Genomic DNA, 22,921 nt, shown 5'->3' with positions numbered 1-22,921 from the left:
GCCCGCCCACCGCGGGCGCGACCGCGGACGTCACCGCACGAACGCGCTCTGCCCGGTGATCGCCTTCCCGACGATCAGGGTGTTCATCTCCCGGGTGCCCTCGAAGGAGAACATCGCCTCGGCGTCGGCGAAGTACTTCGCGATCCGGTTCTCCAGCACCACCCCGTTGCCGCCGACGAGCTGACGCCCGAGCGCGACGGTCTCGCGCATCCGGGTCGCGCAGAACTCCTTCACCAGCGACGAGTGCGCGTCCGAGCCCCGGCCCTCGTCGAGCAGCTGGGCGTTGCGGACCGCCATCCCCAGCGAGGCGCTCACGTTGCCGAGCATCCGCACCAGCAGGTCCTGCATCAGCTGGAACCCGCCGATCGGGCGGCCGAACTGCTCCCGCTGGGCGGCGTAGGACAGCGCCAGCTCGTAGGCGGCCATCTGCACCCCGACCGCACCCCAGGCGGCGTTGGCCCGGGTGCGCTGCAGGACCAGGCCGGCGTCGCGGAAGGTGCCCGAGCCGCCGGAGAGCCGGTGCGACTCCGGCACCCGGACCCGGTCGAGCAGGATGTCGGCGTTCTGCACGATCCGCAGCGACTGCTTGCCCTCGATCTTCGTGATCGTCATGCCCTCCGACGGTGACGGCACGACGAACCCGCGGACCGCGCCGCCGGCGTCCGGGTCGGTGTCGCGGGCCCACACGATGACCAGGTCGGCGAAGGTGGCGTTGCCGATCCAGCGCTTCTCGCCGTCGAGGACCCACTCGTCGCCGTCGCGGGTGGCGGTGGTCTCCATGCCACCGGCCACGTCGGACCCGCCGTGCGGCTCGGTCAGCCCGAACGCACCGATCGAGTCCATCCGGGACATCGCGGGCAGCCAGCGCTCGCGCTGCTCGGGCGTGCCGCCGGCGTGGATCGAGCCCATCGCGAGACCCGTGTGGACGCCGTAGAAGCTGTTGACCGACGGGTCCACCCGGGAGATCTCCGCGTGCAGGAACCCCAGGAACAGCCGCGACGCCGGCGGGTCGGCGTAGCCGGCCCCCGCGAGATCGAGGCCCGCGAAGCCCTTCACGAGCTGCATCGGGAACTCGGCCCGGTCCCAGGCCTCCAGCACGACGGGGGCGACCTCGGCGCGCAGGAACTCCCGCACCCGGCGCAGGTCGGCGCGCTCGGCGTCGGTGAGCAGGTCGGCGTAGTGGAACCAGTCCGCGACGTGCGGGTGGTCCGGGTCGAGGTCCAGCTCGGGCTTCGGCAGACGCGTGGGCTCCTTCGGCATGGCCCCACTGTTGCGCCGCGCCGCACCGTCCGCACGGCAGAGCTCCTATCGCAGGGCGTGCAGCAACGTCGCGCCGGCCGTCGGGTCCCCGACCGGGCTGAGCACCACGTGGTCGGCGCCCGCGGCCCGGTGCTCGGCGCCGGCAGCCGCTCCGACGCGGGCAGCCCGGGTGCGGCGACGGCCGACGCCGGATACAAGCCGGTCGGCACGATCCCCGCGACGACGACGACGACGGCGACCCGCGTGCCGTCGAGCAGCGCGGTCAGCCGGTCGGGCCGGTCGATCGCGCCACCGGCGAGCCACAGGGTGCGGGCACCGGCGTCCTCCAGGGCCGCGGCGTCGGCGGGAGCGGGTCCGGTGGAGACACCGGGCGGGCCCAGAACAGTGGTCAGGGTCATGTGCGCAGCGTCGGTGCTGAACCGGACTGCAGGTCAAGCGCGACGGGGTGCCGGTGACCTGCGGTCGACCGCTCGCCCGTCGCGCACGACCGGGTTAGTGTGCTGCGACCAAGCGGGGAGCAGGGGTCCCGCGCGACGGCAGGGGGAACCGCCGATGATCGAGTTCCGGGGCGTCACGAAGCGCTTCCCGGACGGGACGGTCGCGGTCGACGAGCTCGACCTCGTCGCGGAGCAGGGGCGGATCACGGTCTTCGTGGGCCCGTCCGGCTGCGGCAAGACGACCTCCCTCCGCATGATCAACAGGATGATCGAGCCGACCGGCGGCGAGCTGCGCGTCGACGGGCGCGACGTGCTGTCCGCCGATCCGGCCGAGCTGCGCCGGGGCATCGGCTACGTCATCCAGCAGGCCGGGCTGTTCCCGCACCGCACGATCGTCGACAACATCGCGACCGTGCCGATGCTCGTCGGGAGCAGCAAGAAGGCCGCGCGGGACCGGGCGATGGAGCTCATGGAGATCGTCGGCCTCGACACCTCGATGGCCGGGCGCTACCCGGCGCAGCTGTCCGGCGGCCAGCAGCAGCGGGTCGGCGTGGCCCGCGCGCTCGCCGCTGACCCGCCCGTGCTGCTGATGGACGAGCCGTTCTCCGCGGTGGACCCGATCGTCCGGGAGAGCCTGCAGGAGGAGCTGCTGCGGCTGCAGTCCGAGCTCGGCAAGACCATCGTGTTCGTCACCCACGACATCGACGAGGCCATCAAGCTCGGCGACAAGGTCGCGGTGTTCCGGGTCGGCGGCAAGCTCGCCCAGTACGACGAGCCGGGCGTGCTGCTGTCCCGCCCGGTCGACGGTTTCGTCGACAACTTCGTCGGCCGCGACCGCGGCTACCGGGGCCTGGGCTTCCTGTCCTCGGACACCATCCCGATCGGGTCGCTGCCGGTGCTCTCGGTCGGCGACCCCCTCCCCGACGACGGCTGGTCGGTCGTCGTCGACGGCTCCGCCCGGCCGCTGGGCTGGGTCGAGGCCGGTGAGGGCCGGGTGACCGAGGAGGTCATCGTCCCGGGCGGTTCGCTCTACGCCGTCGAGTCGGGCTCGCTGCGCGGCGCGCTGGACGCGGCACTGTCCTCACCGTCCGGTCAGGGCGTCGCCGTCGACGCCGACGGCCGGGTCGCCGGCTCGGTCACCGCCGACTCGGTGCTCGAGGCGCTGCCCGCGGCCCGCGACTCGCACAACGCCGCCTGAGGCCGCCGTGACCTGGGTGTTCGACAACCTCGACTCCGTGCTCGACGCGCTCGCCGAGCACGTCGTGTACGCCCTGATCCCGGTGCTGCTCGGGCTGGTGTTCGCGATCCCGCTGGGCTGGGTCGCCAACCGCAACGCGACGCTGCGCACGATCATGACCAACGCCGCCGGGCTGCTCTATACGGTCCCGTCGCTGGCGCTGTTCGTGTTCATGCCGCCGCTGCTCGGCACCCAGATCCTCGATCCGGTCAACGTGATCGTCGCGCTGACGGTCTACACCGTCGCGTTGCTCGTGCGGACCGTGTCCGACGCGCTGTCCGCGGTGCCGGGCCACGTCGTCGACGCGGCGAACGCGATGGGCTACACCCCGGTCCGGCGCTTCGTCGGCGTGGAGCTGCCGCTCGCCGTGCCGGTGATCGTGGCCGGCCTGCGCGTCGCCGCGGTGTCCACGATCAGCCTGGTCACGGTGGGTGCGGTGATCGGCTTCGGCGGGCTCGGTCTGCTGTTCACCGAGGGCTTCAACCGCAGCAACGACGCGCAGATCGTCTCCGGCATCGTGCTGGTGCTGCTGCTCGCGCTCGTCGTCGACTCGGCCCTGCTGCTCGGCGGCAGGCTGCTCACCCCCTGGCAGCGGGCCCGTACCGGGAAGGCGGGGGCATGACCTACTTCGGCTGGCTGTTCGACGGCGGGAACTGGGAGGGATCGACCGGCATCCTCGCCCGGCTCGCCGAGCACCTCGGCTATACCGCCCTGACCCTGCTGGTCGCGGTGCTGATCGCGGTGCCCCTGGGCGCCTGGATCGGGCACACCGGCCGCGGCGGCTTCCTCGTCGTCGGCCTGGCGAACGGGCTGCGCGCCCTGCCCACCCTGGGCCTGCTGGTGCTGATCACCACACTGGTCGGGCTGTCGCTGGTCGGCCCGATCATCACCCTCATCGTGCTGGCGGTGCCCGCGGTGCTCGCCGGCACCTACGCCGGCATCCGCAACGTCGACCCGGCCGTCGTCGACGCCGCCACCGGGATGGGCATGCGCGGGCCCGAGGTGCTGTGGAAGGTCGAGCTCCCCAACGCGCTGCCGCTGATCATCGGCGGGCTGCGCAGCGCGACCCTGCAGGTCATCGCGACCGCGACCATCGCCGCCTACGTCTCGCTCGGCGGGCTCGGCCGGTTCATCATCGACGGCCTCGGCCAGCGCGACTTCGGCATGATGATCGGTGGCTCGATCCTGGTCGCGCTGCTCGCGATCGTCGCCGACCTGCTCCTGGGCGGGTTGCAGAAGCTGATCGTCTCGCCCGGCCTGCAGGCCACCGGCCGGACCGCGCCGCGCCGGCTGCGCGCGGTGCCCACCCGTCCCGAACCCGTCCGCGAAGCGGCCTGACCCACCCCGCACGTCCCCGAGAGGACACCCACCATGAGACGCACCCGTCTGCTGACCGCCGTCGCCGCGACGGTGACCGCCGCGTTCGCGCTGACCGCCTGCGGCGGGGGCTCCGACCCCCTCGCCGGGGGCGGCCAGTCCGGCAGCGACGACCAGAACACCGTCGTCGTCGGCGCCGCGAACTTCACCGAGAGCCAGATCCTGTCCTCGGTGTTCGCCCAGGCGCTGCAGGCCAAGGGCGTCACGGTCGAGACCCGGCCGCCGATCGGGTCCCGCGAGGCCTACGTGCCGGCGCTCAAGGACGGCTCGATCGACCTGATCCCGGACTACAGCGGCACGTTGCTGCAGTACCTGGACAAGAACGCCGCGCAGACCGAGCCGGACGAGGTCTACACCGCACTGCAGTCCACGCTGAACACCGCGGCCCCGACGCTGACCGTGCTGAACCGGGCCGAGGCCGAGGACAAGGACGCCGTCGTCGTCACGAGGGAGACCGCGCAGCGGCTGAACGCGACCTCGATCGCCGACATCGCGTCGCGCTGCGGTGAGCTCGTGTTCGGCGGCCCGCCGGAGTTCCAGACCCGTCCCGACGGCATCCCCGGCATCCAGAAGACCTACAACTGCTCGTTCAAGTCCTACCGCTCGCTCGACGCCGGCGGCCCGCTGACCGTCGCAGCGCTGAAGAACGGCGACGTGCAGGCCGCGGACCTGTTCACCACCGACGCGGCGATCCCGGAGAACGACTTCGTGGTCCTCACCGACCCGCAGAACAACTTCGCCGCGCAGAACGTCGTACCGCTGATCAACAAGGAGAAGGCGACCCCGCAGGTCACCGAGATCCTGAACGCGGTCTCGGCGAAGCTGACCACGCAGGAGCTGCTCGGCCTGAACGAGGCGGCCGCCGCGCCGGACAAGCCGTCGGTCGACACCGTGGCGAAGAACTGGCTGACCGCACAGGGCCTGCTCTGATGGCCGGCGAGGTCCTGTCCCTGCACCGCTACCCCGTGAAGTCGATGCTGGGGGAGGACCTCGCCGCCCTCGAGCTCGACACACACGGCGTCGTCGGCGACCGGGCGCTCGCCCTGACCGATCCGGACACCGGCCGGGTCGCGACGGCCAAGCAGCCCCGGCACTGGCGACGCCTGTTGACGTGCGCCTCCGCGGGCGTCGGCGACGACGTGCGGGTCACGCTGCCCGACGGCCGCACCGTCGACGCCGGGCAGGCCGCCGGGCCGCTCGCCGAGCTGCTCGGCCGGCCCGTGGTCGTCGCTCAGCAACGGGCCGACGGCGCCGTCGTCGAGCGGCCGGACCCCGAGGACGTGCTGGCCCACGGCCTGGACGCGGACGTCGACGCGCCGACCCTCGAGATCGCCCAGGGCGCTCCCGGTGGCCGGTTCGTCGACCACTCGCCGGTGCATCTGATCACCACCGCGACGCTGGACGCGCTCGGCGTCGAGGCGCTGCGCTACCGGCCCAACGTCGTCGTCGCGACGCCGCCGGGTACCGAGCCGTTCGTGGAGAACGGCTGGCTCGGGCGCCGGCTCACCCTCGGCGAGGTCGTACTGGTCCCGACCCTGCCGACCCCGCGCTGCTCCGTGCCGACGCTGGAGCACGGCGCCCTGCCCCGCGCACCGCACGCCCTGCGCGGTCCGGCCGACCGCAACCGCGTCGAGGTCGACGGCTTCGGGGTGCTGCCCTGCGCGGGCCTGTACGCCCGCGTCGAGCGCACCGGCACCCTGCGCGTCGGCGACCCGCTCGACGTGACCTGACCCCCGGGCGCACGAACGGGCCCCTCGTACGAACCTGTCGTACGAGGGGCCCGTTCGTGCGACGAGGACGAAAGCTGCGGGCGCCGCGGCGGGTCAGGTCAGGCGCGAGTACACGTCGGTGACCAGCAGGACCGCGAACAGCACCGACGAGGTCCCCAGGACCGCGTTGGACAGCCAGCGCGATCGCGCCTCGCGGGCCACCATCGAGGTGTTCAGCAGCAGGAGCAGCGTCACCGCCAGGAACGGCATGAAGAACGAGCCCAGCACCCCGTAGACCAGGGTCAGCGCGAACGGCCGCCCGATCAGCAGCAGGGCCATCGGCGGGAACGTCAGCCACAGCAGGTACCCGCGGAAGGGCAGCGAACGCTCGGCGCGTGCCGCCTCGTAGGCGCCCGGCCGCCCGGGCCCGTCGCCGCGCTCGTCCCCGGCAGCGGCCGTGCCCCCGACGGCCGTACTCCCGGCGCCCCCGGCGGCGGTGCGCTCCTCCCCGGCGACGACGGCGTTCTCGACGTCCGGCCCGATCGCGGCCTTCTTCCCGTGCGGCAGCCGGATCGCCCGCACCCAGTCGGTGAACAGCAGCGACACGCCGTTCCACACGCCCAGCAGCGAGGTGAAGGTGACCGACAGGAAGCCGACCAGGAACAGGATCCGCACCGGCTCGCCGTAGAGGGCGCCGAGCCGGTCGGCGAGAGTGAGCAGCCCGCTGTCGGACTCGGTGAGGTTCTCCCCGAACAGGATCGTGGACCCGACGACGAGCATCGAGACCACGAAGATGCCGGTCATGATGTAGCCGGTCGCGTTGTCCAGCCGCATCATCGACAGCCACTTCGGGCCCTTCCAGCCCTTCGCGAACAGCCAGTAGCCGTAGGCGGCCATGGTGATCGTCCCGCCGACGCCGCCGATGAGGCCGAGCACGTAGACCGTGGACCCCTCGGGCAGCCGGGGGACGAGGCCGTTCGCCAGCGCGGGCAGGTCCGGGCCGACGAGGATCGCGACGAACACGACCGTCGCGAACTTGATCAGCACGAGCACCGTCATGAACTTCTCGAATGCGTGATACCGCTGCACCCACACCAGCACCAGCCCGACGACGCCCGCGATCGCCGCCCACCCGCCGACCGGCAGCCCGCCGAACAGCGCGTTCAGCGGCAGTCCGACTGCCGACATCGCGGTGGCGCCGTAGACGAAGCCCCACACCACGATGTAGACGCCGAAGAAGCCGGTCGCCCAGTAGCCCAGCCGACGCCAGCCGTCGAGCATGGTCGCGCCGGAACCGAGGTGCCAGCGTCCGACGGCCTCGCCGAGCGCGAGCTTGACCAGGGTCCCGACGACGGCGGCCCACAGCAGCACCGTCCCGAACGACGCCCCCGCCACCATCGTCGCGACGAGGTCGCCCGCGCCGACGCCGGTCGCCGCGGCGAGCAGGCCCGGCCCGATCGAGCGGATCTTCCGCGCGCCGGTGGGGGGTTGGAGGAAGTCCGTCTGCGGACCGGGGGAGGCCATCGTCACAGTCTCCGATCACGGCGTCGTGGGAGGGATCGCGCGGGTTCGCCGAGCACGCTAGGCGAGCGGGGCGGCGCATTCCAGCGCGGAAGGGTCACGAACGGACGTATCGGACCCCCCGATCGCGGCGACGGGCTACGACGCACGGCGCACCCGCCGTTGCAGGCGGTGCACGCCCGGCGCACCATGAACGGGTACCGGGACCGGCCGATAGATTGGCCGCGGCGTCGGCCGGGTCACGGTCGCCGCACGCGCACGCACGGAGGGTGGGCATGGCGAACATCGACGAGATCCGGGCCGGGATCGGGCGGGCCAACCAGCAGGCCACCGAGAGCCTCGGCGCGCTGCGGCACGCCCGCCAGGCCATCGAGGAGGCCGGCGCCGCGTTCTCGCAGAACATCTACGGCACCGCCCAGAACGACGCCGACGACGCCCGCGCCCGCTTCGCCGCCGCGTCGGAGAAGATCGACGAGGTCGAGCAGGCCCTGCACATCGCCATGCAGTCCGCCGACGACGTCGCCTCGCGGCTCTGACCGCGCCCGCCCGCCCCTGATGGCACGTCGTCCGAACCGTCGCGAGCGGATCCGGTCCGCCTTCGACGGGTTCCACCGGGCGGCGTCGCGGGCCCTGGGCGCTGCGGAGGGCCGTCGCGACCGGGCCGCGGCCCGGCACGCCGAGGTCATGGCGGAGCTGTGGCTGCGCGAGACCGGGCACGACGCCGCGCGCCGCGATCCGGGGCTGGCCCGGGTGCTCGGCAACCCCCGGCTCGCGGGCGTCCTCGCCCGGGTCGCCGAGGACCGGGCGCACGTGTTCGACCGCTGGCAGGGCGACTCGCCGCAGACGCTGTCGGAGATCGTCGCCGACGCCACCCCCGGCGCGGCCGGGGACGACCCGGCCGACTGGAGGCCGGTCGCGGGCACCGTCGAGCCGACCGGCCCGGTCCCGGAGATGTGGGTGCTGGGCACCGGCTCGGTGGAGGGCGGTGCCCCGTTCCGGGTCGCGGTCCCGCTGCTCGACGGCGCGCACCTGCAGGTGGTGTCGACGCCGCGCTCCCGCGACCGGGCCGAGGCGATGGTCGAGCAGCTGGTCCTGCGCACCGTGCGGCACTTCCGGCCCGGCGCGGTGAACGTGCACGTCTGGGACGTCGGCCAGCTCGCAGGCGCCCTGCCCGGGCTGTACCCGCTGACCCGCACCGGGCTGCTGACCGTGCACGACCCGACCCGGCTGGGGCGGCTGCTGGACCAGCTCGCGGACCGGATCCGCCGGGTGCAGACCCGGGTGCTCGCCGACGGCGCGACCTCGCTGCGCGAGCTCGCCGACCGCACCGGGGAGCGGCCCGAGGCGTGGCTGGTGGCGGTGCTGGTCGGCAACGGCCGCGAGCTGCCCGAGGCCGAGCTGCGCCAGCTGCAGCGGGTGGCGCGCGGCGGCGTCGCGGCGGGGGTGCAGCTGGTGCTGCTCGACGTCCCGGCGGCCCTGCCGCGCCCGGTGGAGACCGTCGACTTCGGGGACCCGCCGGGCCTCGACCCGGCCGACGACCGGCTGCCGGTCCCGGTGCGGACCTCGGTGACCGGGCCGCACGTGCTCGTCGAACCGGACCCGCCGGTCCCGGCCGACGACGTCACCGCGGTGTGCGAGGCGATCGCCGCCGGGCACGAGCAGTGGCGCGGACGGCTGGGCGCGTTCAAGGACATGCTGCCCCGCCGGCGCGGCGAGGGCCGCTCGCACGACGGGCTCAAGGTCGTCGTCGGGCACGAGGACGGCATCCCCGCCGAGCTGAGCCTCGACGACCACTCCCCGCACGCGCTCGTCGGCGGGCCCAGCGGGTCGGGCAAGACGAACCTGCTGCTGGCCTGGATCGCCGGTCTCGCCGCGCACTACGGCCCGGACGAGGTCGAGCTGTACCTGCTCGACTTCAAGGAGGGGGTGTCGTTCACCCCGTTCGCCCCGGACCCGGAGGGCCACCGCGCCGACCGGCTCCCGCAGGCCCGGCTGATCGGCGTCAACATCAACACCGACCGGGAGTTCGGACTGGCACTGCTGCGCCACTTGTCCGAGGTCATGCGCAGCCGCGCCGAGGCCGCCCGCCGGCACGGCGCGACCAAGCTGGCCGAGCTCCGGGTGGAGCGTCCCGACCTGCGGCTGCCGCGGATCGTCGCGGTCATCGACGAGTTCCAGTTCCTGTTCACCGGTCGCGACGCCGTCAGCGCCGAGGCGACCGCGCTGCTGGAGGACGTCGCCCGGCGCGGCCGCTCGCAGGGCGTGCACCTGGTCCTGGCCAGCCAGGACGTCTCCGGCATCGACGCGCTGTGGGGCCGCTCGGCGATCTTCGAGCAGTTCGTGCTGCGGATCGCGCTGCCCCGCGCGCGGCGGATCCTCGCCCAGGACAACGAGGCCGCGCTGGCGCTCCCGCGCTGGCACGCGATCGTCAACCACGACTCGGGCGTCGCGCACGGCAACCACGTGGTCCGGCTGCCCGAGGCGGGCGGCCCGGTGGTCCGCGACGTCCAGGTCACCGCGTTCACCGACTTCCCCGACACCCCGGAGCCGGTCGTCTTCGACGGCGCCCGCGCCCCCTCCCACGACGCACTGGCCGCCCGGCTGCCCGCCGACGGCGTGCCCCGCGCGCTGGTCGGGCAGTTCGTCGACGTGCACGGCAGCCCCGCGGCAGCCGAGCTGTCCGACGGCCCCGGCCGCAACCTCGGGGTGATCGGGCCCGACGCCCGTGTCGCGGTCCCGCTGCTGTGCTCGGCCGTCCGCGCGGTGGCGGCGTCGCTGCCCGACCCGGCCGGCGCGCAGATCCTGCTCGTGCCGCTGGCCCCGGACGCGGCGGCGGCCGCAGGCGCGCTCGCCCCGGACCTGCCCGGCACGGTGGAGAAGGTGTCCGCCGACGGGTTCGCCGCCCGCGTCGCCGAGCTGGCGGCGACGGTCCGCGCCCGGGCCGCGTCGGGCGGCGGTGGGGGACACGCGTCGCTGCTGGTCATGGTGTTCGGCGCCGACGCGGCGGAGTCGATGCTGGACCGCACCGGCACCGAGGACCTGCGGGCGCTGCTGCGCCACGGGCCCGGGGTCGGGGTGCACGTGCTGGGCTGGTGGCAGGGCGCGCAGCGGCTGAAGACGCTGCTGGCCCCGCCGGGTGCGGCGATCGACGACCTGGGCGCCTGGGTGGCGACCGGCGTGCAGGGCACCGACCTGGTGCCGCTGCTGGGCGGACAGCCGCTGGACTGGACGCCGACGCCGGGGCGCGCGCTGTTCCTCGACCGCTCCCGGCACGGCCGCCCGCAGCTGGTCATCCTGACCGACGCGGGCGGCGGCGGCCCGGACACCGTCGCCGGAGGTGGGGTGTGAGTGCCGTGGAGCGCTACCGCGCGGTCGTGGCCGAGCTGGCCGGCGCCGTCGTCGACCTGCGGGAACGCGACGCCCGGCGGGCCGAGGAGCTGCGCCGCGAGCTGCGCGGCACCGAGCGGGAGCTGCGCGACGCCGCGGATCGGCTCACGCTGGCCCGCGGCATGTTCGAGCTGCGCTGGGAGGCGGCGTTGCAGCTGATGTGGTCGGCCGAGGAGCCGGGGCGGCCCCGGCCGCGCCCCGACCTGCGGGCCGACCCCGACGAGCACGCCGCGCTGGAGGAGGCCGCCGACGAGGCCCTGCGCGAGCTGCGCTCCTCGGGCGACCGGCGGCTGTTCCGCCTGCGCCGCGACGACGACTGACCCCGTCCCGCACGCCGCACCCGCCCGGCCAGGCCCGGCCGCACGGGCCGGACGCGCCGAGATGCAGTCCGGGGCCTGCCCCGCGGGTGGCGGGCCGCCCCGAGCTGCATCTCGACGGTCGTGCCGGGGGTCCGGGGCCGGTGGTCGCCGTCCGCCCCTCCCCGGCGTACCGCCTGTGCGGCACCGGATCGTGGGAGGGCGGTCAGCCCAGCGGGACGACGCCCAGCAGCAGCGCGACCCCGAGCATCACCAGCGAGCAGAGCGCGGCCCGCCAGATCACCCTGCGGTGGTGGTCGGCCAGGTCGACCTTCGCGAGCGAGACGAGCAGCAGCAGCGCCGGGACCAGCGGGCTGGTCATGTGCACCGGCTGGCCGATGATCGAGGCGCGGGCCATCTCCACCGGGTCGATGCCGTAGTGGCCCGCGGCCTCGGTCAGGATCGGCAGGATGCCGAAGTAGAACGCGTCGTTGGTGAGGAAGAACGTCAGCGGCATGCTCAGCACACCGGTGATCACCGCGAACCAGGAGCCGACCGACGGCGGTACGGCCGAGACGATCCCGTTCGCCATCGCCGTCACCATGCCGGTGCCCGACAGCACCCCGACCAGGACCGCGGCGGCGAACACCATGGACACGACGCCGACGATCGAGGAGGCGTGCGAGGTCACCGCCCGGAGCTGGTCCTCGGGCTTCGGGAAGTTCACGACCAGGGCGACCGCGGCGGCCGCGACGAACACCAGCGACAGCGGCAGGACGTCCATGCCCAGCAGCACCAGCAGCGCGACGGTGAGCCCGAGGTTGAACCAGATCAGCGTCGGCCGCAGCGTCGGACGGTTCGGGTCCAGCGTGCCCTCCAGCGCGCCCCCGGCGTCGGCTCCGTCGGCGGGGCCCCCGCCCGAACCGGTGGCCGGGCCGTCGGTGCCGGCGCCCCCGCCGATCAGGGCGGGCTCGCGCACCGCCACCATCTCGTCGGCGACGACCGACAGCGTGCGGCCCGAGGCGAGCAGCCGCTTGCGCTCGGAACGGCCCAGCTGCCAGGCCAGCAGCAGCACGGTGGCGATGCCGGCCACCATGCCCGGGACCATCGGGTTGAACAGCTCCGAGGGCGACACGTTCAGCACCGTCGCGGCGCGGATCGTGGGGCCGCCCCAGGGCAGGATGTTGAGCACGCCGTTCGCGAGGTTGGCGACGAGGGTCAGCACCACCGGGCTCAGTCCGAGCCGCAGGTAGATCGGCAGCAGCGCGGACACCGTGATGATGAAGGTGGTCGAGCCGTCGCCGTCGAGGGAGACGACACCGGCGAGCACCGCGGTCAGCACGACCAGGCGCACCGGGTCGTTGCCCACCGTGCGCAGCACGGAGCGGATCAGCGGGTCGAACAGCCCGACGTCGATCATCGTGCCGAAGAAGATGATCGCGAAGAACAGCAGTACGGCCGTCGGCGCGAAGTCGGAGAACGCCGACGAGATCGAGTCGACGACGCCGTCCTCACCCGGTTCGGACAGGCCGGTGCCGGTCGCCACCAGGGCGAAGGTCAGCGGGACGAGTACCAGCGCCAGCGTCGGCGCGAGCCGCTTCGCCAGGATCAGGTACATGAAGACCGCGATCATCGCGGACCCGAGAACGATGAGCATCGGTGCTCCTCCTCGACGGACGTGTCGAGGAGCAACGCTAGGTCCGGGCCCCGGCCCCGGTCCCGCTTGCGGACACAGCCCACGTAGTGGTCGCTGCGTGCCCTGTGGTCGTTGTGGTCACGCGGCTACTCGTCGTCGGCGTCGTCCCGGGCGAGGAAGCTCGACAGCCGCTCGACGGCGGTCTCGAACTGCGGGTTCGCGTCGACGAAGGCGCGGAGCCGGTCGGCCAGCCACTCGACGCTGACCTGCTCGTCGCCGCGCCGGTCGACGAGCTCCTCGATGCCGCGGTCGGTGAAGTACATGCCGGCGAGGATACGGCGGCCGCCGCTTGACCCGGCCGCGACGGCATCGTTTCCGATGGGTCTCCCACCGCTCGTGAGGAGATCCCATGCCCACCGCGCCGCCCGCCGCGACCGTCGCCCCGACCCCGGTGAGCGACCGTGCGCTCGCCCCCGACCTCGCCCGGGGCGCGATGCTGCTGCTGATCGCACTGGCCCATGCGCCCTGGTTCGCCTACACCTCGCAGCTGGGGGCCACGCTGCTCCACGCCGCGGACGGCGGGCCCGCCGACCGGATCGCCCAGGTCGTGACCATCACCGCCGTCGACGGCCGCGCCTGGACGTTGTTCGGGTTCCTGTTCGCCTACGGCATCGGGCAGCTGTACGCCCGCCGGATCGCCGGCGGCGGCACCGACGCGCAGGCGCGGCGGCTGCTGCGCACCCGGCACCGGTGGCTGCTCGTCCTCGGCCTGCTGCACGCGGCCCTGCTGTGGCAGGGCGACATCCTGGGCACCTACGGGGTCCTGGGCCTGGTGCTGGTGCCGCTGTTCCTGCACCGCAGCGACCGCACCCTGCGGATCGGGGCCGGGGTCCTGGTCGGTCTCGCCGTGGCCGTCCCCGCGGCGACGGGCGTGCTGGCGCAGTTCACGGGTGGCGCGACGCCGACGTCCGCCGCGCAGCAGCTCGCCCTCGCCACCCCGGACTGGTTCGCGACGCTGCCGCTGCGGCTCGCGCTGTGGGTGTCGGCGATCCCCGGGGCGTTCGTGACGCTGGTGATGCCCGCCGCGGTGCTGCTCGGGCTGCTCGCCGCGCGGCACCGCGTGCTGGAGGAGCCGGGCGCGCACCTGCCCCTGCTGCGCCGCACCGCCGCCGTCGGCATCGCCGTCGGCCTGTCGGCCGGGCTGGCCCAGGCCCTCGTGCACGTCGGCGTCATCGCGCTGCCGGACCCGGGTGCGTTCGCCGGCCTGCACATCGCCACCGGGATCTTCGCCGCGCTCGGCTATGCGGCGGTGTTCGGCCTCGTCGCGCACCGGCTCGGAACCCGTCCGACGGCACCGCTGCCGGTCCGGGCCCTGGTCGCGCTCGGCCGTCGCTCGCTGAGCGGCTACCTGGCGCAGTCGCTGCTGTTCGTGCCGCTGCTCACCGCCTGGGGCCTCGGGCTGGGCGCGCACCTGTCGGGCTGGTCGGCGTCGCTGGTCGCGGTCGGGGTGTGGCTGCTGACCGTCGTCGTCGCGTACCGGCTCGACCGGGCCGGCGTGCGGGGGCCCGCCGAGACGCTGCTGCGCCGCCTGACCTACGGGCCGTCGCCGCGGAGCGCTCGGTAGCGTCGACGGACCGCCGCGCCCGCGGCCCCCGCCGCCCCCGTTCCGGAGTTCTCATGGCACTCACCCCTCCCGTGGCCCGCACCCTGCACGACGTCGGCCTGGCCGCCTGGTTCGGCGGCTCGCTGATGGGCGTCACCGGCCTCAACGGCGCACTGGACGCGGTCCGCGACCCGGCCGAGCGCGAACGGCTCGCCGGCGCGGGCTGGGGCGGGTGGGGCCGGATCGGCACCGCCGCGACGGCGGCGCACCTGCTGGGCGGGGCGGGCCTGCTGGCGCGCGACGCGGTCCGCCGGCGCGAGCCGGGCGTCGCGGCCGCGGCGGCGACCCGGACCGCCCTGACCGGCGCCGCGCTCGCCGCGAGCGCCTGGGCCGGGGCGCTGGGCCGCCGCGCCGCGACACCGGAGGGCCCGGATGCCGCACTGCGCCGCCGGATCCGGGTGGCGGAGTGGGCCGTGCCGGTCGTGACCGGCGCCGCGGTCGTCGCCGGGGCCCCGCGCCGCTCCTGACCCGTGGGACACGGACGGCCCGGCCGGGGAGATCCCCGACCGGGCCGTCGTCGTGCGTGGTGTTACCCGGCGAACGCCTTGTCGATCAGCTCGGCCTGCTCGACCTCGTGCACCTTCGACGAGCCGGCGGCCGGGGCCGCCATCCGACGCCGGGACACCCGGGTGAAGCTGCCCTGCAGCTGGGGCAGCTTCTGCGGCAGCTCCAGGCCGTAGTACGGCCACGAGCCCTGGTTGGCCGGCTCCTCCTGGACCCAGCGGACGTCACCGGCGGCCTCGGGGTAGCGCTCGAGGACGGCGGCGATCTCCTCGGCCGGCATCGGGTAGAGCCGCTCGACGCGGACCAGCGCGGCCTCGTCCACGCCTGCGTCGCCGTTCTTGCGGCGCTTGTCGCGGGCCGCGGCCAGCTCCCAGTAGATCTTGCCGGAGCAGAACAGCACCCGCTTCACACCGGAGACGGTGTCGCCCTTGCCGGCGTGCTCCGGGTCGTCGATGACCGGGCGGAACCTGCCCTCGGTGAAGTCGGACAGCGGACTGACGACCTGCTTGGCACGCAGCATCCACTTCGGCGTGAACACCACCAGCGGCCGGCGCACCCCGTCGAGGGTGTGCTGGCGCAGCAGGTGGAAGTAGTTCGCCGGGTCCGACGGCAGCGCGACGGTCATCGAGCCCTCGGCGCACAGCTGCAGGAAGCGCTCGATGCGCCCGGAGCTGTGGTCGGGGCCCTGGCCCTCCAGGCCGTGCGGCAGCAGCAGCGCGACGTCGGAGAGCTGGCCCCACTTGGCTTCACCGGAGGAGATGAACTCGTCGATGATCGACTGGGCGCCGTTGACGAAGTCGCCGAACTGGCCCTCCCACATGACGAGCGCGTCGGAGTTGGCGACGGAGTAGCCGTACTCGAAGCCGACCGCGGCGAACTCCGAGAGCGCCGAGTCGTACGGCAGGAACCGGCCCTGCCCCTCGGCCAGGTTGCGCAGCGGGAAGTACTCCGCACCGGTGTGCCGGTCGATCAGGACCGAGTGCCGCTGCACGAAGGTGCCGCGACGCGAGTCCTGACCGGACAGCCGGACCAGCCGGCCGTCCATCGCCAGGGAGCCGATGGCGAGCAGCTCGGCGAAGGCCCAGTCGACGTCGCCCTCGCGGGACATCTTCTCGCGCTTGCGCAGCACGGGCTCGACCCGCTTGTGCACGGCGAACCCCTCGGGGAGGTTGGCGTGCACGTCGCCGATCCGGTGGACGACCTCGAGCGGGACCGAGGTGTCGAGGTCGGACGGGACGAGCTGCTCGGACTCGATCGACGGCGAGATCACCGGCGGGGTCTTCTCGAGCTCGCGCACCTCGTTGAAGACGTGCTCGAGCTGGTTGGAGAAGTCCTTGAGCGCCTGCTCGGCCTCCTCCATGGTGATGTCACCACGGCCGATCAGCGACTCGGTGTAGATCTTCCGGACGCTGCGCTTGGCGTCGATGATGTCGTACATCGACGGCTGGGTCATCGAGGGGTCGTCGCCCTCGTTGTGGCCCCGGCGCCGGTAGCAGATCATGTCGATCACGACGTCGTTGTTCCAGCGCTGGCGGTACTCCACGGCCAGCTTGGCGACCCAGACGCAGGCCTCCGGGTCGTCGCCGTTCACGTGGAAGACCGGCGCGCCGATCATCTTCGCGACGTCGGTGCAGTACTGCGAGGACCGCGAGTGCTCCGGCGCGGTGGTGAACCCGACCTGGTTGTTGACGACGACGTGCACGGTCCCGCCGGTGCGGTACCCGCGCAGCAGCGCGAGGTTCAGCGTCTCGGCCACGACGCCCTGACCGGCGAAGGCCGCGTCGCCGTGCATCAGCACCGGCAGCACGGTGAAGCCGCCGTCGCCCTTGTCGAGCAGGTCCTGCTTGGCGCGGACGATGCCCTCCAGCACCGGGTCCACGGCCTCCAGGTGCGACGGGTTCGCGGTCAGCGAGACCGCGGTCTCGCCGTCGCCGAACATGCGGAAGTACTTGCCCTCGGCACCGAGGTGGTACTTCACGTCGCCGGAGCCGTGCGCCTGGCCCGGGTCGAGGTTGCCCTCGAACTCGCGGAAGATCTGGCTGATCGGCTTGCCGACGATGTTGGCCAGCACGTTGAGCCGGCCACGGTGCGGCATGCCAATGACGACCTCGTCGAGCTCGCGCTCGGCGGCCTTGTCCAGCACGGCGTCGAGCAGCGGGATGACGGTCTCACCGCCCTCCAGCGAGAACCGCTTCTGCCCGACGTACTTGGTCTGCAGGAAGGTCTCGAAGGCCTCGGCCGCGTTCAGCCGGGACAGGATGTACTTCTGCTCCGAGGAGTCCGGCTTGACGTGCGCGACCTCGATGCGCTCCTCGAGCCACTTGCGCTGCTCGGGGTCGGCGATGTGCATGTACTCCGTGCCGATGGTGCGGCAGTAGGAGTTGCGCAGCAGGCCGAGCACGTCGCGCAGCTTCATGTGGCTCTGCCCGCCGAACCCGCCGACCGCGAAGTCGCGGTCGAGGTCCCACAGGGTCAGGCCGTGGCTGAGGACGTCGAGATCGGGGTGCCGGCGCTGGCGGTAGTTCAGCGGGTCCGTGTCGGCCATCAGATGGCCACGGGTCCGGTAGGACTCGATCAGTTCCAGCACGCGGGCGGTCTTGTCGACCTCGCCCTCGGGGAAGTCCTGCACCCAGCGGACCGGCTCGTACGGCACCCGCAGCGAGGCGAAGATGTCGTCGTAGAAGCCGTCCTCGCCGAGGAGCAGCTGGTGGATCCGGCGCAGGAAGTCGCCGGACTCGGCGCCCTGGATGATCCGGTGGTCGTAGGTCGAGGTCAGCGTGATGATCTTGGAGATGCCGAGCTCGACGAGCCGCTCCTCCGACGCGCCCTGGAAGGCGGCCGGGTACTCCATCGCGCCGACGCCGACGATCGCGCCCTGGCCCACCGACAGCCGCGGCACCGAGTGGTTGGTGCCCAGCGTGCCGGGGTTGGTCAGGCTGATCGTGGTGCCCGCGAAGTCGTCGGCGGTCAGCTTGCCGTCACGGGCCTTGCGGACCATGCCCTCGTAGGCCTGCCAGAACTGCGCGAACGACATGTTCTCGCAGCCCTTGATCGACACGACGATCAGCGAGCGGCTGCCGTCCTTGCCCGGCATGTCCATCGCCAGGCCCAGGTTCACGTGCTCCGGCGTCGCGACCGAGGGCTTGCCGTCGGTCTCGGCGAAGTGCCGGTTCATGTTCGGGAAGTCGGTCAGCGCCCGGACCAGCGCGTAGCCGATCAGGTGCGTGAACGACAGCTTCCCGCCGCGCGTGCGCTTGAGGTGGTTGTTGATGACGATGCGGTTGTCGGCGAGCAGCTTGGCGGGCACCGCACGCACGCTCGTCGCCGTGGGCAGCTCGAGCGAGGCGGTCATGTTCTTGGCGATGGCGTTCGCGGCACCGCGCAGCGGGGTGGTGGTCGCGCCACCCCCGTCCTGCGTCGGCTTCGCGGCCTTGGAGCCGCTGCCCGCGGCGGGCTTGGCCGGTGTCCCGTTCGACGACGACGCCGGGGCCGGTGCGCTCGCGGTGCGCAGGCGCTCCTCGGCGGGCGGCGGCTCGGCCTTCGGGGTGACCGGCGGCGGGACGTCGCGGGAGGTGGCGGTCCCCTTGCCGCCGGCCTTCCCGCCGTTCGTCACGGCCTTCTGGGCCGGGGCGTCGCCGGAGCCGGCCGCGCCGGTCTCCGTGCCGCTCCCGCTGCCCTGGTCGTCCTCGGTGGCTGCACCTCGGGTGACCCCACCCGAGGAGGCCGCCGGGGCGGACCCGTTGCCGGAGGAGGTGTCGGCCGGCTCCTCGGTCCCGACGGACGACGAGGAGGCCTTCTCACCGTCCTTGCCGTAGTCGGCGAAGAACTCGTGCCAGGCCGGGTCCACGGCCGACGGGTCCTCCTGGAAGCGCTGGTACATCTCCTCGACGAGCCACTCGTTCGGACCGAAGTCGCTCGCCTGATGGGAGGTACTGCTCGATGACACTCTGCGTCAACCGCCTTGATAGCTGCTCGATTTGTCGCGACCGGCTACCAGGTTAGTCCCCTCGACGCGAGACCGGGCAGTGTGCCGGGTCCCACTTCGTGATCGTTTCGTGATCGACCGCACGCGGACGGCGAGCGGCACGATTCAGAAGCCGGGCGGGGACCCGAGGACACCGACCACCGCGGTCTGCGTCGCCGTCTCGGCGACGACCGTCCCGACCGGCGGGCCGACGCGGGCCGGGCGGCGGACGGTGTCGCGCTCGCCGGCGTACTGCCCGTCGACGGGGGAGATCAGCAGCTCGGTGCGGACCGGCCCGTCGTCGTGGACGAGGGTGGGGTGCCGCTCGCCGTCGAGGTTGTCGGTCTCGCCGAGGGAGACGGCCGGCATCCGGCGCAGCGCGGCGTAGAGCACCGCGCGCAGTTCGGCGGGGACCCGGCAGGTCCGCAGCGCGTCGACCGCGCTGGGGAACGGGCCGGTGTAGCCGCGGCCCGGCGGGCTGTCGGCGATCAGCCGGTCCAGCATCGCGGCCGGGTCGCGGGGCAGGCCCGCGAGGAACGCCTCGGTGGGGTTGGCCCACGAGCCGACCTTCGCGGCGGGCCGGTGGCCGTGGAGCGCGGCGTAGAAGTCGCCGTGCGGGGCGCGGAAGCGGCCGGTGGGCCACTGGTCGGCGATGTCGAAGCCGTCCTCGATCGCGGCGGCGCCGTCGCCGGACAGCCAGTGCACGCGGCCGGTCAGCTCGCGGTCGAGCAGCCAGTCCTGGGCCGGGTCGAGCGGGGTCCACTGCTGGAGCAGGTGCTCGCTGTAGTGGACGCAGAGCTCGTCGCGGGCGAAGCAGGTCCCCATCCACCAGGCGTGCGTCGCCGTGTGCCGGTACTGACCGGGGGAGATCGGCTCGTCGGAGGTCCGGATGGCGAGCTCCAGCAAGTCGGGCTCCTCGTCATGTCGCGAGTCCTGTCGCGGGTGCCCCGGCAGGGGTTGCCCGGGGCGCCGTGAACCGTGGATGACGTCACACATTCTCTACGCTCTGCCTACGAGCCGTGACGCGACCCCCCGGTACTGGGCCGAACGGCGCAATGCCGCAGGTCCCCTCGTCGGGGGGTGGCGTGGTGCTCACGCGGCCGGGCCGCGGCCGGAGAGCCGGAACCCGCGGTAGCCGTCGGCGGCGACGTCGGCGCAGGTCGCGGCGTAGCGGGCGAACCCGCCGGCGTAGGGCATGAACACACTCGGCTTGCCCGGCACGTTCGCGCCCAGGTACCAGGACGACGCGGCCCGCGGCAGCAGTGTCGCGTCGGCGGCGGCCCGGTTGTGCTCGCCCCAGTCGTGCTCGGCGGCCGGGTCGGCCTCGATCCGGTCCCGGCCGGTCGCGCGCAGGTGCGCCAGGCAGCCGGCGATCCAGTCGACGTGCTGCTCGATCGAGGTCGGCATGTTCGTGAGCACCGACGGGCTGAACGGCCCGGTGACGGTGAACAGGTTCGGGAAGCCGGACACGGCCAGTCCCAGGTAGGTCCGGGGGCCCTCGCGCCAGGCGTCGCTCAGCGCGGTGCCGTCCGGGCCGACCGGGTCCAGCCGCAGCAGCGGACCGGTCAGCGCGTCGAAGCCGGTGGCGAACACCAGGTCGTCCAGCTCGTGCAGCGCGCCCGAACGCAGCCGCAGGCCACCCGGCTCGACGGCCTCGACCGGGTCGGCCCGGACGTCGACGAGCGTCACGTCGTCGCGGTTGTAGGTCTCGAAGTAGTGGGTGTCGATCGGCGGGCGCTTGGTGGCGAAGCCGTGGTCGTGCGGGAGCAGCGCCTCGGCGGTCGCCGGGTCCTCGACGACCTCCCGGATCCGGTCGCGGATGAACTCCGAGGCGGTGGCGTTGGCGGCCTCGTCGGCGAGCAGGTCCCGGTAGGCCGCGCGGAACCGCAGCCCGCCGCGCTCCCAGGCGGCCCGGTAGACGCGATCGCGCTCGTCGTCGGGGTCGTCGAGGGCGGAGCGGTCGTCGATCGTGAACGGGTGCCCGTTGGTGGACCCGGCCTGGATCCCGCGGATGCGGTCGTAGTCGGCCTTGTAGGTGCGCGACTCGTCCTCGGTCAGGGGTGCGTTGCGGGCCGGGATCGAGTAGTTCGGGGTGCGCTGGAAGACGGTCAGGTGCGCTGCCTGCTCGGCCAGCACCGGGATCGCCTGGATCCCGGTCGAGCCGGTGCCGACGACGCCGACCCGCCGCCCGGCGACGTCGACGCCCCCGTGCGGCCAGCTGCCGGTGTGGAACCAGCGCCCGGCGAAGTCGTCCAGGCCCGGCAGGTCCGGCACGTTCGCCGCGGACAGACAGCCGACCGCGGTGACCAGGAACCGGCAGCACAGGTCGGGGCCGTCCTCGACGGACACGGTCCAGCCCCGGCCGTCGGCGTCGGCGCGTGCCCCGGTGACGGTGGTCGAGAGCCGGATGTCACGGCGCAGGTCGAACCGGTCGGCGACGTGGTCCAGGTAGGCCCTGATCTCCGGCTGGCGCGGGTAGCGCTCCGTCCAGGTCCACTCCTGCTCCAGCGCGGAGTCGAAGGAGTAGCAGTAGTAGTAGCTCTCCGAGTCGCACCGCGCGCCCGGGTAGCGGTTCCAGTACCAGGTCCCGCCGACGCCGTCGGCGCGTTCCAGCACGACGGCGGACATCCCGAGCCCGCGCAGACGGTGCAGCATGTAGAGCCCGGCGAACCCGGCTCCGACCACGACCGCGTCGAACTCCTCGGGGACGACGTCCTGACCAACAGCGCTGTCGACCATGTCACCCAGATGAGCACGCCCGCGCGGGCCCGGCAAGCCCGGACCTACGACATCCAGGTCTTGAGCTTCTCGAACGTGTGGTTCACGTCGTCGGTCATCGGGTTCACGTGCAGGTGGGTGATCCCGTTCTCCTGCAGCGCCGCGATCCGCTCGCGGACGTGGCCCTCGGAGCCGATCAGGGTGACCTTGTCGATGAAATCGTCCGGGAGCGCGGCCATGGCCTCCTCCTTCTTCCCGTCCAGGTAGAGGTCCTGCACGGTCTTCGCCGCGTCGGCGTAGCCCTGCTTGGCGAAGACGGTGTTGTAGAAGTTCTTGCCGCGCGCGCCCATGCCGCCGATGTAGAGCGCGTAGAGGCCGCGGGCGGCCTGGCGGGCCGGCTCGAAGAACTCCTCCTCGAGCGCGACGATCCCGCCGCCGGTGATCTGCAGGGGGCCCAGCTCGGGGGCGCGCTTGGCGTAGCCGGCCTCGAGGGCGGGCCCGAAGACCTCCTGGATCTTCTCCGGCAGCACGACGTGCGGCAGCCAGCCGTTCGCGAGTTCGGCGGTCATCTGCAGGTTCTTCTCGCCCAGCGCGGCCACCCAGATCGGGATGTCGGCGCGCTTGGGGTGGTTGATGATCTTCAGCGGCTTGCCGAGGCCGGTTCCTCCGGGCAGCGGGATCGGGTAGAGCCCGTCGTTGGTGAGCTTCTCCTCCCGCTTCCAGACCTTGCGGCAGATCTCGATGATCTCCCGGGTGCGCCCGATCGGCTTGTCGTAGGCGACGCCGTGGAAGCCTTCGATGACCTGCGGGCCGGATGCGCCGAGGCCGAGGCTGAACCGGCCGTCGGACAGGGCGTCGAGGCCGGCCGCGGTCATCGCGGTCAGGGTCGGGGTGCGCGAGTAGATGGGCAGGATCGCCGAGCCGATCTCGAGCCGCTCGGTGCGTGCGGCGAGGTAGCCGAGCAGGGAGACGGCGTCGAAGGAGTAGGCCTCGGCGGCCCAGACGACGTCGAGGCCGGCGCGTTCCATGTCGGTGACGGCGTCCGCGTTGCGGATCGGGTCGTCGCCGTAGGGGAGGACGGTGGAGAGCTTCACTCCCCGTTCAGTACTCACAAGTTACTCGTCGGTCAAGTCCGGACCGGGGCGGAACCCGAATCCCAACAGGGGGGTTAACCGCACTGCCCGCGGGGTACGGGTTCCGCGACAGTGGGAC

General features: G+C 73.2%; 18 protein-coding genes. 10 read left to right on the top strand and 8 right to left on the bottom strand.

Annotated elements, in window-relative coordinates:
* Positions 1 to 30: 30 nt before the first annotated feature.
* Complete coding sequence (locus ATL51_RS11675; RefSeq protein WP_073578563.1) at positions 31 to 1,260, bottom strand: acyl-CoA dehydrogenase family protein; 1,230 nt, start codon at positions 1,258 to 1,260, stop codon at positions 31 to 33.
* Between the two features lie 552 nt (positions 1,261 to 1,812).
* Here ATL51_RS11675 and ATL51_RS11670 point away from each other — a divergent pair.
* From ATL51_RS11670 to ATL51_RS11650, 5 genes are read left to right on the top strand one after another with little or no spacing between them, the layout of a single operon-like run.
* Entirely contained in the window at positions 1,813 to 2,895 is a 1,083-nt protein-coding gene (locus tag ATL51_RS11670) for an ABC transporter ATP-binding protein (RefSeq protein WP_073578562.1), read from the top strand.
* Positions 2,896 to 2,902: 7 nt separating this feature from the next.
* On the top strand, positions 2,903 to 3,556 hold the full coding sequence (locus ATL51_RS11665; RefSeq protein WP_073578561.1) for an ABC transporter permease: 654 nt from the start codon (positions 2,903 to 2,905) through the stop codon (positions 3,554 to 3,556).
* Positions 3,553 to 4,272, top strand: a complete 720-nt coding sequence (locus ATL51_RS11660; RefSeq protein WP_100878637.1) for an ABC transporter permease — start codon at positions 3,553 to 3,555, stop codon at positions 4,270 to 4,272. Before ATL51_RS11665 ends, ATL51_RS11660 begins: the two co-directional genes overlap by 4 nt.
* Before the next feature lie 33 nt (positions 4,273 to 4,305).
* Positions 4,306 to 5,241, top strand: a complete 936-nt coding sequence (locus ATL51_RS11655) for an ABC transporter substrate-binding protein (RefSeq protein ID WP_073578559.1) — start codon at positions 4,306 to 4,308, stop codon at positions 5,239 to 5,241.
* Positions 5,241 to 6,041: an MOSC domain-containing protein gene (locus ATL51_RS11650; RefSeq protein WP_100878636.1), complete on the top strand. Its 801-nt coding sequence runs from the start codon at positions 5,241 to 5,243 to the stop codon at positions 6,039 to 6,041. The genes ATL51_RS11655 and ATL51_RS11650 overlap by 1 nt, the downstream gene beginning before the upstream one ends.
* Positions 6,042 to 6,134: 93 nt before the next feature.
* Here the strand turns inward: ATL51_RS11650 and ATL51_RS11645 are convergent, their stop codons facing one another.
* On the bottom strand, positions 6,135 to 7,544 hold the full coding sequence (locus ATL51_RS11645; RefSeq protein WP_301548997.1) for an Nramp family divalent metal transporter: 1,410 nt from the start codon (positions 7,542 to 7,544) through the stop codon (positions 6,135 to 6,137).
* Between the two features lie 272 nt (positions 7,545 to 7,816).
* On the opposite strand from ATL51_RS11645, the gene ATL51_RS11640 reads away from it, so the two are divergent.
* From ATL51_RS11640 to ATL51_RS11630, 3 genes are read left to right on the top strand one after another with little or no spacing between them, the layout of a single operon-like run.
* Positions 7,817 to 8,077 (top strand): hypothetical protein, encoded by a 261-nt coding sequence (locus ATL51_RS11640; RefSeq protein WP_020623160.1) that lies wholly within the window; start codon positions 7,817 to 7,819, stop codon positions 8,075 to 8,077.
* 19 nt (positions 8,078 to 8,096) lie between these two features.
* On the top strand, positions 8,097 to 10,889 hold the full coding sequence (locus tag ATL51_RS11635) for an FtsK/SpoIIIE domain-containing protein (RefSeq protein WP_100878634.1): 2,793 nt from the start codon (positions 8,097 to 8,099) through the stop codon (positions 10,887 to 10,889).
* Positions 10,886 to 11,248, top strand: coding sequence for a hypothetical protein (locus tag ATL51_RS11630; RefSeq protein ID WP_139283056.1), 363 nt, complete (start codon positions 10,886 to 10,888; stop codon positions 11,246 to 11,248). Before ATL51_RS11635 ends, ATL51_RS11630 begins: the two co-directional genes overlap by 4 nt.
* A 202-nt stretch (positions 11,249 to 11,450) precedes the next feature.
* Here the strand turns inward: ATL51_RS11630 and ATL51_RS11625 are convergent, their stop codons facing one another.
* Positions 11,451 to 12,881 (bottom strand): CitMHS family transporter, encoded by a 1,431-nt coding sequence (locus ATL51_RS11625; protein ID WP_100878633.1) that lies wholly within the window; start codon positions 12,879 to 12,881, stop codon positions 11,451 to 11,453.
* A gap of 125 nt (positions 12,882 to 13,006) precedes the next feature.
* Positions 13,007 to 13,183 carry a DUF6104 family protein gene (locus ATL51_RS28665; protein WP_020623156.1) on the bottom strand — a complete coding sequence of 59 codons (177 nt, stop codon included), beginning with the start codon at positions 13,181 to 13,183 and terminating at the stop codon, positions 13,007 to 13,009.
* Between the two features lie 86 nt (positions 13,184 to 13,269).
* On the opposite strand from ATL51_RS28665, the gene ATL51_RS11620 reads away from it, so the two are divergent.
* Positions 13,270 to 14,484: a DUF418 domain-containing protein gene (locus tag ATL51_RS11620; RefSeq protein ID WP_100878632.1), complete on the top strand. Its 1,215-nt coding sequence runs from the start codon at positions 13,270 to 13,272 to the stop codon at positions 14,482 to 14,484.
* A 53-nt stretch (positions 14,485 to 14,537) separates the two neighbouring features.
* The gene (locus ATL51_RS11615) at positions 14,538 to 14,990 is read left to right on the top strand and encodes a hypothetical protein (RefSeq protein ID WP_157818327.1); all 453 of its coding nucleotides are present in this window, start codon (positions 14,538 to 14,540) and stop codon (positions 14,988 to 14,990) included.
* 62 nt (positions 14,991 to 15,052) lie between these two features.
* On the opposite strand, the gene ATL51_RS11610 is transcribed toward ATL51_RS11615, so the two are convergent.
* The 4 genes from ATL51_RS11610 to ATL51_RS11595 form a co-directional block, all read right to left on the bottom strand.
* Entirely contained in the window at positions 15,053 to 18,973 is a 3,921-nt protein-coding gene (locus tag ATL51_RS11610; RefSeq protein WP_100878630.1) for a multifunctional oxoglutarate decarboxylase/oxoglutarate dehydrogenase thiamine pyrophosphate-binding subunit/dihydrolipoyllysine-residue succinyltransferase subunit, read from the bottom strand.
* Positions 18,974 to 19,117: 144 nt separating this feature from the next.
* Complete coding sequence (locus ATL51_RS11605) at positions 19,118 to 19,897, bottom strand: hypothetical protein (protein WP_062397463.1); 780 nt, start codon at positions 19,895 to 19,897, stop codon at positions 19,118 to 19,120.
* Positions 19,898 to 20,083: 186 nt separating this feature from the next.
* Positions 20,084 to 21,730 carry a flavin-containing monooxygenase gene (locus ATL51_RS11600; protein ID WP_100878629.1) on the bottom strand — a complete coding sequence of 549 codons (1,647 nt, stop codon included), beginning with the start codon at positions 21,728 to 21,730 and terminating at the stop codon, positions 20,084 to 20,086.
* Between the two features lie 44 nt (positions 21,731 to 21,774).
* Positions 21,775 to 22,803, bottom strand: coding sequence for an LLM class F420-dependent oxidoreductase (locus ATL51_RS11595; RefSeq protein WP_073578550.1), 1,029 nt, complete (start codon positions 22,801 to 22,803; stop codon positions 21,775 to 21,777).
* Positions 22,804 to 22,921 lie beyond the last annotated feature (118 nt).

This window comes from Pseudonocardia alni (assembly GCF_002813375.1).
Taxonomy (GTDB): Bacteria; Actinomycetota; Actinomycetes; order Mycobacteriales; family Pseudonocardiaceae; genus Pseudonocardia; species Pseudonocardia alni.
The sequence above is the reverse complement of the archived record's forward strand: the minus strand, read 5'-3'. Positions and strand labels throughout refer to the sequence as shown.